Annotated in this window: 8 protein-coding genes; 5 read left to right on the top strand and 3 right to left on the bottom strand. The window is 51.6% G+C overall.

Annotation, left to right across the window (positions count from 1 at the left end; all coding sequences use genetic code 11):
• Positions 1-693: 693 nt before the first annotated feature.
• The 4 genes from ACXX82_RS17015 (at position 694) to ACXX82_RS17000 (ending at position 6,109) form a co-directional block, all read left to right on the top strand.
• Positions 694-1,704: a Bug family tripartite tricarboxylate transporter substrate binding protein gene (locus ACXX82_RS17015; protein ID WP_322236938.1), complete on the top strand. Its 1,011-nt coding sequence runs from the start codon at positions 694-696 to the stop codon at positions 1,702-1,704.
• Between the two features lie 82 nt (positions 1,705-1,786).
• The gene (locus ACXX82_RS17010) at positions 1,787-3,034 is read left to right on the top strand and encodes a CaiB/BaiF CoA transferase family protein (RefSeq protein ID WP_458563311.1); all 1,248 of its coding nucleotides are present in this window, start codon (positions 1,787-1,789) and stop codon (positions 3,032-3,034) included.
• 411 nt (positions 3,035-3,445) lie between these two features.
• A complete protein-coding gene (locus ACXX82_RS17005) occupies positions 3,446-4,855 on the top strand; it encodes an HD-GYP domain-containing protein (protein ID WP_458563310.1) in 1,410 nt (469 codons plus the stop codon).
• Positions 4,856-5,779: 924 nt separating this feature from the next.
• On the top strand, positions 5,780-6,109 hold the full coding sequence (locus tag ACXX82_RS17000) for a hypothetical protein (RefSeq protein WP_458563309.1): 330 nt from the start codon (positions 5,780-5,782) through the stop codon (positions 6,107-6,109).
• Between the two features lie 129 nt (positions 6,110-6,238).
• Here ACXX82_RS17000 and ACXX82_RS16995 read toward each other — a convergent pair whose 3' ends face one another.
• Complete coding sequence (locus ACXX82_RS16995; protein WP_323506861.1) at positions 6,239-9,910, bottom strand: amino acid permease; 3,672 nt, start codon at positions 9,908-9,910, stop codon at positions 6,239-6,241.
• A gap of 232 nt (positions 9,911-10,142) precedes the next feature.
• Here ACXX82_RS16995 and ACXX82_RS16990 point away from each other — a divergent pair, with 232 nt between their 5' ends.
• A complete protein-coding gene (locus ACXX82_RS16990; RefSeq protein WP_458563308.1) occupies positions 10,143-10,343 on the top strand; it encodes a hypothetical protein in 201 nt (66 codons plus the stop codon).
• Between the two features lie 79 nt (positions 10,344-10,422).
• Here ACXX82_RS16990 and ACXX82_RS16985 read toward each other — a convergent pair whose 3' ends face one another.
• Together ACXX82_RS16985 and treF are read right to left on the bottom strand one after the other, a co-directional pair.
• Positions 10,423-11,217, bottom strand: coding sequence for an ankyrin repeat domain-containing protein (locus tag ACXX82_RS16985; protein WP_458563307.1), 795 nt, complete (start codon positions 11,215-11,217; stop codon positions 10,423-10,425).
• A gap of 263 nt (positions 11,218-11,480) precedes the next feature.
• Positions 11,481-13,145 carry an alpha,alpha-trehalase TreF gene (treF, locus tag ACXX82_RS16980; protein WP_458563306.1) on the bottom strand — a complete coding sequence of 555 codons (1,665 nt, stop codon included), beginning with the start codon at positions 13,143-13,145 and terminating at the stop codon, positions 11,481-11,483.
• Positions 13,146-13,295: the final 150 nt, after the last annotated feature.

The raw sequence follows: 13,295 nt of genomic DNA, 5'->3' as shown, positions 1-13,295 counted from the left end.
CACATAAGAAAATTAAGCTATTCAAATAGGCCAACTAGCGTCGCGCACTTTTCACCATATCACCATTTCGAAATGGTTTTTCGAGTGTGGCGCAATGAAATTTTTTTCTCAATTACCTCCCATCATGCTGTCATTCTTTAAACAACATTTGTCCCTTGATCAACTCCTCAATATAGATTGAGCATTCAGAGACAATTAATAACGATAGCCACCGGGGCCTAATTTTTAGAGACCTTTCTTTAGCGCCATCACCCCTACCAGCTTAGCTTACAGAGCTATTACCGTATTTTTTTACACGATGTGTGACTTCCAAAGAGATTGGAAACAGCGTCAAAAAAACAGGTACTTTGATCCACTCGCATGAAAACGATCAATCCATGACGTGATTGGATAATTGATCGGACACTATTTTTTTATATAAAGATTCTTTCGATGAAGAGAAAGAAATAGCCCGACAAACTGATAGGGCGTTTGCACAATTAAGTCCCAGTAACGCCTGTCATTTTGGCGTGTCGGACAACCTATCAAAAGGTAACAACATCATAAAATTGACTTTTTAAAAGTCCGCGGCTTCGGACCGAATCGGTTTATTATTACATCAGAAAGTTAAATAGTTATACAATAAAAAAATACCGCAGACCCGCAAAGGGCGCGGCGTTAATCAAGTTCAAGTTGATTTTTGAGGAGACAGCAATGGATTCATGGAATATCGGAAGAACAAACCGCAAGATTAAATTAGGAAAGGTATTGTCGTTGGCGTTGGCACTATCGCTGGCGAGCGCAGCGATCATCGCCCACGCCAGCCCCTATCCAAATCAGACAATCAAGATTATCGTGCCGTATTCGCCGGGTACCGGGAGCGACGTCATGGCCCGCACGATCGGCGAGAGCATATCCAGGAAATCACATGTATCAGTGATTGTCGAGAACCGGGATGGTGGAGGTGGTTTGATCGGCTCCCTGACTGCGTTGCAATCGGCACCCGACGGATACACAATTCTCATCGCCGCGAATCCATTCGTGATCGCACCGATCCAAAAATCTACACCGCCTTACGATCCGGTCAAAGACTTCGTTCCCATCGCAAAAGTGGCTACCATCCCTCTGGTGCTGGCTCTCTCCCCTGCTTTGCCGATCAATAATATAAAAGAGCTAGTGGCCTATGCCAAGGCAAACCCGGGTAAATTGAGCTATGCTTCCTCCGGTCCCGGCACAATCAGTGAACAGGAGATGGAGATTTTTAAACAGGCCACTGGCATTGATGTCGTTGAGATTCCGTACAAGAGCACTGCACAGGCTATGACCGACCTGCTCGGGGGCCACATTGCGTTGTTTCCCGTCGTGGTGCCTTTGGTGCAGCAGCATCTGCGCGCAGGAAAGGTGCGTGGGCTGGCTGTGTTTGACACCCATCGCTCGGCGCTTTTTCCAGATATCCCTCCCATTGCGGAAGGACTCGGCTTACCGACATATCTCCCGACGCCTGTCTGGTACGGTTTTGTAGCACCGGCGGGAACGCCAAAAGAAGTCGTAGCGACCCTGAGCGCCCTTATTAACGGCGCCATGCAGGATCCCGAAGTCAAAGAGCGTTTGGTCACAATGGGTGCGCAGTCGATCACCCCAACCAATGCGCAATTCACGGTCGACCTCAAAGCGGAATCCGAAAAGGCGAAGCAGCTCGCCAAGAGACTTGGCATCATACAATGACCAAGATTGGTTATCCCTCTCGGCACAGCAATAGCAATGCTAATTCATCACGTAGATATCTAATGAAATCACGCTCTTTGCCATGACACAACCTATACTCCACAAAGACACGCCCCTCAAACCAGCGCTAAAAGGAATACGCGTAATCGAGCTTGGCACCTTCATTTCTGCTCCGTTTGCCGCCACTCTATTGGCAGACTTTGGCGCTGATGTCATCAAGATAGAATTGCCAGAAGTGGGTGATCCTATGCGTACACTGGGCGCCTTTCCTTCCGACGGTGAAAGCGATAGCGGCTATTGGTGGTCAACAATCGGACGCAATAAACGGTCCGTCGCGCTCGATATTCGTACACCAGAAGGTCGCACCATCCTAGGCCAACTTCTTAAAACGACTGAACTTCTCATCGAAAACTTCCGGCCCGGAACGCTTGATCGATGGGGAATTACTTCGGCCTGGATGAAAGAGCAACGTCCCGACATTACCATCGTGCGTATTAGCGGCTACGGCCAAGACGGACCTTGGCGCGACACGCCCGGCTTCGACCGCAACGCCCAAGCCTTTTCAGGGCTGGTGTACGTCACGGGCGAAAAGGACACGGCACCGCAGCAAGCCGGATTGCCTGTTTGCGATTTCACCGCCGGATTATGGGCAGCCTTTGGCGCGGTCACCGCATTACTAGGCAAACATCTGCACAAAGAGAATGTTGGCGACGAAGTGGATCTGGCGCTCTATGAGACCATGATTCCCTTCCTGAAAGACATCCCGATGAAATACCGACATCAGGGAAAGGTGACGGAGCGCACCGGCAATACGCCCGACTACGTGTCTCCAGGTGGCGCTTACTTAACCGGCGACAATGAATGGATCTTCGTCAGCGGAACAGGTGACCGCGTCTTTGGTCGGCTCATGACCGTTGTCGGTCATCCCGAAATGCCGGAACAACCGATGTTTAAACTCAACAAGGATAGAGTCACGCATCGGCCGTTGCTCGACGCCGCCATCAACGCATGGTTGAAAACTCGCACAACCGAAGAAGCACTCGCCGCTTTTCAACTGGCAGATGTTCCTGCGGTAAAAATTCAAAGTATTGATGATTTGATGCATCACCCGCAAGTGATCTCACGCGGCAACTTTATCGACGTGCCAGATCATGACCGTGGCGAAGTATGCCTTACGTCACCGGTTCCCAGACTGTCACGCATGCCCGGCACCATCCGCTGGGCCGGCCAGCATTTGGGTGAGTCAAACCAAGAGGTTCTGCAGGGTGAATTGAATTTGTCCGAAGACACCTTGGCTGATCTGCGCGAGCGTAAGATAATTGGTCGTTAGGTTCAACATATTAGGAATTACTAATAAATGCTGAATATTAGGTATTACTAATATTCAGCGAAATATTTGCTATCCACTTTTTATGTTGCATGGCCCCTACGTGAACGTTTTTTTGACGCTTCACTTCAAGCAAGCCGTACTGAATCATTAATCTGCACATGAAAGAAATACGTCATGCGCGTTTTGACTTATACCCAAACGCGTAACAATCTTAAAAGCGTTAAAAGCGTTAAAAGCCTATTAGATAGCGCAATCGATAACACACACGTTATTGTCATACAAAGGCGCGGGGTGAGGACGCAGTCCTTACTCATTAAATTTCCCCCAAGCTACATACCAATATAACTCCCAAGACTCCCCCTCCGTCGCGTAGAATTAAGCTTCATTTATGCCAAGTAAGGGATGTCGCGGATGCACAACCTTCACACCAATTTGGATGCTTTTCCTCCGGCCGGTGGCATCAAACTGTCGGAATTGATCGGTTCGCTTAGCTATGCACTTGACATCACGGAAGGTCAACCGCCCGGGCATTGTATGCGTTGCTGCTGGATTGGAATGCACATTGGGCGTGAGCTGGGGCTTTCTGAGGACCAGCTATGGGATCTTTACTACACCTTGCTGCTGAAGGACTTGGGCTGCAGCAGCAACGCCGCACGCATCTGCGAGCTGTATCTCACCGACGACATTAACTTCAAGCGTGACTTTAAAACTGTCGGTGAAAGTCTACCGCAGGTGCTTAAATTCGTTCTCAACCATACCGGCCTTAAGGCTGGACTAGCCGACCGTTTTCGTAGTGTATTGACGATCTTGCGCGACGGTAGTCAAATTGCGCGCGAATTGATTGCCACCCGCTGCCAGCGCGGTGCCGAAATCGCACGGCTGTTGCGATTTTCGGAGGCTGTCGCTGGCGGTATTTATAGCCTGGATGAACACTACAACGGACAAGGTAAACCTGATGGATTGGCGGGCGATGCCATACCTGTTTTTGCCCGTATTGCACTGATGGCGCAGGTCATTGATGTCTTTCTTACAGCCGATGGCATTGAGGCAGCAATCAACGAAGTACGCCTACGCTCAGGTCGCTGGTTCGATCCACAGTTAGTCCAAGCCTTTGAACGCGCAGCCCAAGCCAGTGAATTCTGGTCTACCCTGATCGCGCCAGATATCGCGCCAGCAGTTCTTGCGCTTGAGCCCAGCAGCTATGAAGTGCCAGTTGACGATGATTACCTTGATGATATTGCCGCCGCTTTTGGTCAGGTCGTCGATTCTAAAAGTCCCTACACTAGTGGTCACAGCACACGGGTAGCGTTTTATACGGATTTGATTGCCGAAGCGCTCGGGCTCTCCCTCGCCAGGCGCCGATGGCTGAAGCGTGGCGCGTTGCTGCATGATGTAGGAAAGCTGGGTGTCAGTAACAGTGTGCTGGATAAGGCAGGCAAACTTAATGCAGAAGAGTGGGTAGCAGTGAAGCTTCATGCCAACTACACCGAAACCATCTTATCGCGCATTGGCGCTTTTGCCGAACTGGCGCGGGTCGCCGGAGCGCATCATGAGCGACTGGACGGGCGCGGCTATCCTCGCGGAATCAATGCCGACGAGATCAGCCTTGAAACACGCATCATTACAACCGCCGATATTTTTGATGCCATTACCGCCGATCGCCCTTATCGCGGGCCAATCCCAGTACCGCAAGCACTAGAGATGATGGCCGCAATGGTCGGTAGCGCAATCGACAAGCAATGCTTTGACGGACTGAAAGCTGCACTGAAAAACTTATCCACCCAGCCCGACGTTCCCGACACTACCGAATTAATAGTCTAAAGCCAGCCAACCAAGTCGCTCTTCAATCGTCATCGCTTCATTATTAAACACGATGCTGACAAATCTAGTGCGTGCAGACATGTAAAGCTGATAGGTGAGATTAGTACAAACTGAATCACATCAACCATGACGGCTGTTGATGTTGCGGTTGCGGTTGCGGTTGCGGTTGTTTTTGAATTTGCTTTTGCTTTTGCTTTTGACGTACCCCTACATAGATGCTGCCAAGTTTTTCGGCTGTTAGTCGGGAATTGTTGGAAGACATGTTTGAGCGAAGCGAGTTGGTCTTTCAACCCGACTGACGGTCGAAAAACTTGGGGACCCGAAGGGCGGCGTCTCTGCGGTCGCCTTTTCTTTGGTTACTGTTCATTTGGCGAAGCAAAAGAAAGTAACTGGCTGTCGGGCCACCCCCGACAAGCATCCACGGAGCGCCAGCCGTTCAAGTTATCAACGACATTGAAATAATCATTTGCCAAACAATGCGCCATCGGCGCGTAGAAAAACAAAGCCTAATTTGTTGGGCAAATCGGCAAACAGCAAAAGCTAGAAAATCGAGACTTCAAAAAAAAGCGATGATGCTTTATACTCATTTCGTCCCTAAAAAAAAGGGACCGGGTTGGTAGCCCGATTCAACAAAGGCGTACAAACGGCGTAAAGCCGTTTTTCTGTGTGCGTTTGCCATTGTGCGCCCTCACGGGGCGGCAGTGGTAGAGAGGCTTCGGCCTGCCGCTTGCCTTTGTTGACGGTCTACCAACTCTGCCATTTGCCGCCCACCCGCTTGGTAGCGAGTAGCGGTATAACCAACAAAGGAACCGTCGATATGCTTAGCAGAACCTCGTTTACACATTCCCGTTCGCAAACGATCCCACACCCTTCCCCTTCACCAATCCCAACAGCACCCTCATCATTCACCTCCAAGGTGCAATCATGAGCAAGCCTGAATTCAACCCATCCTCCTCCAAACCACCAATCGAATCATTCCACAAGTCATTCTCATGGCTAACCCCAACATTAAAAGGCGACCGAGAAGCCGAATTTTACGCCCTGACGTTAGACATCTGCCAAGGCATAAAAACCTGCATCAACCTAGCCCACTTAAGCAACACAGATCGCGACGACAACACAATGCCGACCCTCGACATCTTGGACACGGAAACCTTACTGCGCCTTGCATTGTCCTCATCTCATCTGCTATCAGAACTGGCAGCACGTCGTATCGACGCACTAAATGATCACGCCCTGACAAAGCCCGAATAACATCACCGTATCCGAATACCGACGTAAAAGATAACTGATATCCATCAGCGAGCTGGCGAATGCCCAGCTCGGCTAACGCCCCCTTTTCCATCACGCCACCAAGCGGCCGAAGACGACGCCGCTTGAAACCTAACCATCCGTCCCTAAATGTGGAATCAGATGCAGATAAGGACCCAGATCGTGAGTTTTACCGAGGTGTAGTTTTCTACCGCGTTGCAGTAACGCTGTCATTTCTGCCACAGGCAATGGGCGACTGAAATAAAACCCTTGTATCGCATCGCACTCATTTTCATACAAAAAATTAAGTTGCTCGACCGTCTCCACGCCTTCCGCGACGGTTTTAAGACCAAGCGCCTTTGCCAGTGCGATGATCGCCAGTGTAATGGATGCCGCCTCCGGTTTGATAGCAAGACCAGCAACGAACGTCTGATCGATTTTGATAATATCTATAGGGAATCGACTCAGATAACTCAAGCTTGAAAAGCCGGTTCCAAAATCGTCAATCGATAGCTGAACCCCAAGGACTTTTAGATCATCCAGAATTTGAATCGTCGCTTCGGAGTCGTTCATCAACATACTTTCGGTCAACTCCAACTCAAGATAGTTTGCCTTCAAGTCGGCTGCCTCGATCGCGTCCTGCACCAAATGCAGGAAGTTTTTTTGCTTAAGCTGACGACCCGACACATTCACTGCCACGGTCAGCGGATAACCCGCTTGATGCCAGATGCTGGCTTGCGCGCAAGCCGTTTTCAGTACCCATTCGCCGATCTGAACGATAAGGCCGGTTTCTTCCGCGATCTGAATGAAACGTCCGGGCGCTACGAACCCAAGTTTTGGATTTCGCCAGCGGATCAACGCTTCGATGCTTTTTACATGTCCGTTTTCCAAATCGATCTGGGGCTGGTAATGCAGCTCGAATTCATTGTTTTCTAACGCGTGATGTAGAGCATCTTCAAGATGCCCCCTTTCCACTGCCTTAGCACCCATTTCCACCGTATAACACTGGAAGCAATTGCGACCTTGATCTTTAGCCCGATACATCGCCAGGTCTGCGTGCTTGAGTAAAGTGTCAGCGCTATCGGCATCTTCGGGATAGACGCTGACGCCGATGCTGGCGCTCATATGTAGTTCACGTCCATCCGCTGACACTGGCTCCGCAAACGCGGTCAGTATTTTCAAAGCGACACTGGCGGCGTCTTCTGACTCTCTGATGTGATCTAAAAGGATGACGAACTCGTCACCTGCAAAACGGGCGAGTGTGTCTTCGTCGCGCAGGACTGATTTAATCCTGAAGGCAAACTCCTTAAGCACGCTGTCACCGAATGCGTGGCCAAAGCTGTCATTGAAGTATTTAAAACGATCGATATCGAGAAACAGTAATCCAACTCTGGACCGTGCACGACGTGCATGACGTAATGATTGTTCGAGACGGTTGACGAAGAGATTCCGGTTGGGCAGCCCGGTCAGTGGATCAAAATTAGCGAGGGATTCGATTCGTGCAGTGCGTAACCTGCGCTCGGAAATATCAGTTGCCACACCATTAAGCCTGAGTGGATTGCCATGCGCATCGCGAGCCGTTCTGGCGCGATCTTCAAGCCAGCGCACCTCGCCATCCGGCCGCACGATGCGATATTCCAGCGTTTGTGGGTCCCCGATTAATACTTGCGCCAGCCACTGCCTGAACCTGGTGCGGTCATCGGGGTGCACGATTTTGGTCCACAAAGTAGGGTCCGCGGTAAACTCTGCCACCGACCGTCCGTAAATGACGTGCGACGCCGGGTTTATATACAGCAGCGCATATTCAGCGGAAATAGACCACACCACCATCGGGATGGAATCCAGGATGCCCGACAGTTTTTCTTCAACTTGCTCATGCTCGTGGATGCGTTGCTGGAGTTTGAAGTGCGCAGTGGTGACTTCGTGCTGCGCATGACGCAACCCTTCGCGGGCACCGTCGAGCCCAGTGGCTACGTTGGCAACTTCATACTGTAGCAAATTGAAACTTGCGGCCATCTCGCCGACTTCGTCGCGTGAACGTGCCCGCACGGGGGTAAATGAAACACTAGCATGGGCCGCGTTAATATCACCGCGTCCAAGCGCCTGCATGGCACGCGAAAGCTCTGTCAGCGTGCCGCTGGCAAGCTGTTTTGCGGCTTCGGAAATCTCGACTGCTGAATGGGCGATCATGCCAGGCAACACTAACCCAACGGCAATGGTGAGCATGGCGACGGCGACGAAAATATCCGCCAGTGCCGTCATCAAGACGCCCTCGGGGCGTGGAATGTTGGCGACTGCCAGAAGATAACCGGTGCCGTCCAACACCATAACCAGTATCATCGCGCCGGTTAGCTTAAGGTGCAGCGTGCGTGCAATGCCCGGCAAACCGGAATCGCGCCGGTCCGCAATCCTGCGCCACATGTACAGCAACGAGCCAGAATAGGCAAAGGCCAAACCGATTAGTACGGTCGGCAATCCGAACTGCTCGAATCCTAATAACGCGGACACCGCCCACATGACGGCGGCAGCCAGTCCGAGCATGATGGTGCCACGAGGAGCGCGGTAAGGCCGCGCCATCGCGGGCGCATCACGCCGCAGCAGCCAGACCGCAACACTGGGCAATGCAATACTGATCAAGTAAGTAAAATTGGCAGCGGCAATTAGCCAGATCGGGTCGCCGATTAACAGGAACAAGATCGCCATCCCAGCCGTCAGCAACGTCGCCACCCAAGGTGTGTCGGTGCGCGAACGCAATGCGAGAGCGCGTGGTAACAAGCCGTCTTCCGATAATTGGGACAACGTGCGCGAGGCACCGGCGAGCGGCTGCAAGGTGCCGGAAAACATGCTTAACATCATGAACCAGACCGCGATTGCCTTGCCAGCATTGCCAAACAACGGGGCAAAGGTGGGGCCCAACTCCAGCGCCAAATCTTTGCCCATTGCATCCGCTCCAAGCGTGCCGAGCCACACGATTGGGAGCATTATGAAGAACAGACCGGCTATCGCAGCGCTGGCGAGCATGGCGCGCGGCAACGTTTTCTTAGGATCAACCATTTCGCCGACATGACAGGCCGCCGCCTCAAACGCGGGCGCGGCGAATCCAATGAGATACAACCCGGCCATGAGGCTGGTCAATTCGCCGAACCAGCCGGGAAAAGGCGTGGTCAGATGGAAGGTGGTGGCCTGTTGCCAATCGACTTCTCCGGCCAGCATCGGCGCTAATCCAGAAACGAACGCCAGTAACGCCGACAGGCTGGCAATCGGAATCGCCAGCCGACTTACCCATTTGATACCGCACAGACTGATACCGGTAAAAAAGACCACCAGCGACACTGCCATCACATTGACTGGCACGCCCGGCAAATACCATTCGTGTATTGCCGATGCCGATAGTATGGCGGTCAACCCGCAGGTGGGAACCCATCCCCACCAGTAGCAGACGCCAGTCAGATTGGCGAGTACCGGACTATATGGCCGAAAAGCCTCGACGCAACTTGCGGAAATGCCGCCCACACGGTTTGGAAACATCAATACCAGTTCAACCCAGCCAGGCGCTGCGGCCCAGGCAAGCAACAGGCCAGCGATCAGCAGGGGAATTGTCGCGCTACCTTGTCCCGATATGGTTTCCTGTCCGATAAAGAGCGCCGACAGCAGGAACAGGATTTGATTGCTGCCGCCTATTGCCAGTGCAGTGGCGCCAAACCAGCCGATTGTGCGAGGGTGGGTTTGAAGTGGCCCGTGCGTTTGGGGAATCGAATATCCGGGATTCTGCATACCCGTTTTTTTAACAAGGTGTTTGCGCATCTATCCTCCGATTTTGTTATTGCTTTTAGCAATACGCATACACACAACTGGCAGAAACAAGCGTCGCACCAGTGACTAGAAACATAACATCTGTTCCACGCTAAGATTCAGCGATCCGTTCGACAATATACGTGGATGTAGCGTTGTTGTGCAATTAAGGTACGGTATAACGGGCCGATTTCCGTTATTGATACGTTTGACCACGCTTGATGGCGTTTGGTGGCGTTTGACTATGTCAGCGGCTAACTTTGTGATCGGAGATCAAGTTAAGAACAAGCGACAGATGCGCTACATTCCAACTGCCGCAAAGGCTGGGCTGCGCATCCGCATTGCAGATATGAATGACCAGCTTGCGGCTTTTTTTGAGAGAGCGCCATACATATTAGATTGTGCAAAGGCGACAAAAATTCGTGAGAAATTTCAATATCAATAATCGTAAAAATACCGTTTTTTATTTTTCATCATTGCAAATAAGCGGATCAGTTCTTCACATTTTCCTTGACCATACTATTTTATACTTTTGCTAAACTTTTCAACAGTTCGGGATCTGCACCGCCATCTGTTGCTCGCTGAATAAATAATATGTTCCCACAAGCAAAAGCGATGTGGAGAGGCGTTTTTCCTTGTAAGTCTCTCGTATCCAAAGTAGGCAGAGTAGAAAACATCATGCGTAACGTAACGTCATCATTGATACTTGCAGCATAGTGCAGCGCAGTCTTTCCACCGGAATCCGGGATACTCAGATTAGCATCATCGGAGTGGACCAAGCGATCAAGAATGGCGTAGCGCGCACGCAACCAGTGCGGACCAAATTCCAGTCGGCGAGAAGCATCTTCCATTAATTCTTCAGAAATCTTTAACAGGTTCAACATCAATGGTGTTTCACCACGACGAGTTGTCGCAGATACTTCTGCGCCGGCTTTGATCAGCATCTCAACCCGCTCCGCGTCGCCGATGAGAACAGCATTGTGTAGGAGTGAATTACCTGCCCCGATTTTTTCGCTCACGTTCGCACCCGCGTTGATGAGTGCTTCGGTACAATAACCGCCGCGTGCCGCATCCAGATGAATTAACGATAATCCAAATGGCTCTTTGAGATGCACGTTTGCACCGTTGGCGATCAGGAAATCGACGAACGCTGTTTCGCCATTACCAACCGCTATCGCAAGCGCGGCGCCGTTGAAACAATTCACATTTACGCCTAGATCAAGCAACGTCTGCGCTTTGGCAAAATCGGTTTCTTCGGTCGCTAATATAAAATCATGATTCAGCGTTTCCTGCGTGCTTTTTACGATCGCGTTAATCACAGAATGCTCCTATCATTGAAATACTTTGCAGGATTATATTGTTATTTGACGTTAAGCGCATAGAACGTATTACGACCAACCCTGGGCCTTTCTCACGCGTGGACCTCAAGCTTGATTTGCCACTTGTTAATAAGTATTTCCACTCAACGCTATAAAATTTCTCTTGAGAAATGCCACATCCGGTGTTTTATCAAACGTCTCCAGCGCATGTTTTGATATTGCAAGAAACTACACAAGCTAATATAAATCGAAAAAACACCCCTTCAAGGCTGCTTCAGCTCTGGATACAACGTCATCAGCTGCATCGCAACGCCGTTGGTCCAGCCGAAGCCATCCTGCAAAGCATACTCACCGCCGCCAGCGTGGGCACTGGTGCCAATGACATTATATTTTTCCACCAGCTTGCCGCTAGCAGCGTAGACTTGCTGCACTTTGCCCATCCAGCGCGTGGCGATATCGCGTGCCAGGGCATGCTGACCATAACGATTGAGGCCGTCGACCGCTATCCATTGCAGCGGCGCCCAGCCATTAGGCGCATCCCATTGCTGCCCGCTGTCGACCGTCGTGGTGACGATACCCGAGGGCCGCAACAACGACTTGCCAACCCACTGTGCCACCCGGACAGCCTGCGCGGGTTCGGCGATGCCGACGAATAGCGGGTATAACGTGGCAGCACTGGGACGGGCGGTTGATCGCCGCCTGATCCATTGATAATCAACATAATTTCCAGCGGTGTCGTCCCAAAAATACTTTTGCACCGCTGCACGGCGGCGGTCGGCGCGCTGCTTGAAATCCTTACTACACGCCACATCGTGCACGCGCTCGCAACCGAGGTGGATCGCATTTTCTAAGCCAAACATCAAACTGTTGAGATCAACCGGCAGAATGGCGGTGGTTTCAATAGTAGTCAGTGACTTTCCGTCAGCGAACCAGCGACTGCTGTAATCCCAGCCACTTTCCGCACCGGCACGCAGATCGCGATAAACCTCCGCTGCCGGGCGCTTGCTCTGCTGCGCCGCCTTGACGTCTTCTGCATACGACTCGTCGCGCGGCACGTCGCGGTCATCATAGTAACGGTTCAGCAAACCGCCATCAGGCAGCGCCACAACGCGTCGGTACGCAGTGCCGGGCTTGAGGCCACTTGCACCATCCATCCAGAAAGCATACTCCCTTCGCAATTGCGGCAAATAGCGCGCATAAGCGCTGGCCTCATCCTCAGTAGATAACAAACCCACCATCTTGTAATAGAAAGGCGGCTGCGAACGGCTTAGGTAATAACTACGGTTGCCGTTCGGGATGTGGCCGTAGCGATCAATCAGGCTGGCAAAATTATCGACCATGGCACTGATTAGCTGCGGCTTGCCATTTTGCAGAAGGCCCAACATGGTGAAATAAGAATCCCAATAGTAAACCTCGCGGAAGCGGCCACCTGGCACCACATACGGTTGCGGCAACGGTAGCAGTGAAGAACCGCGGCGCACTTGGGCAGGCTGCTGAGTCAGGTGCGGCCAAAGGCCAGCGATGTGTTGTTGTAACGATTGAGTTCGATCGCTGACATACACATCCGTGCTGTCTTGTGGCAAATCAAAGTGCTGTTGCACAAAGTCGGCCAGCTTGAATCCCAGGCGATTTTTTTCTCTCTGGTAAAGCGCCGCAATGATGGACGGTGGGTCTTTCGGTATCGCGTCAGCAAAGGTTTTGCCGTCGGTGAAAACATGTGCCATCTGCACCGTAGCAAAAAGCGCCGGATATAGCTCGGATGGTGGCGCGGAAGATAGCGCCGAAATTTCAGCGCTGGGAACTGGCCTGAACGCTAGCGTATCGGCTAGCGCGACGCCGCTGGAAGTACCAAATATAAGGCACGCTGCAGCGGCGATGATGCTTATGCGGACGCTGCGAGTGTGCGTCGAGGTGAGAAAAAAACGCATAGGTGTTCTCCGTTAGCGTTAGTACTTAGATGAAATCCGAGTGGTAAATTCCCGCCGCCTCGTAACCTACTCCGCCTGCTCGTGCATGGAACCCGTGAGGGGAGTGTTAATGAACCGTGATCTCCAACCCATCCGGGCGGGTTGTCTTTC

The organism is Glaciimonas sp. GNP009, assembly GCF_054343755.1.
The sequence above is the reverse complement of the archived record's forward strand: the minus strand, read 5'-3'. Positions and strand labels throughout refer to the sequence as shown.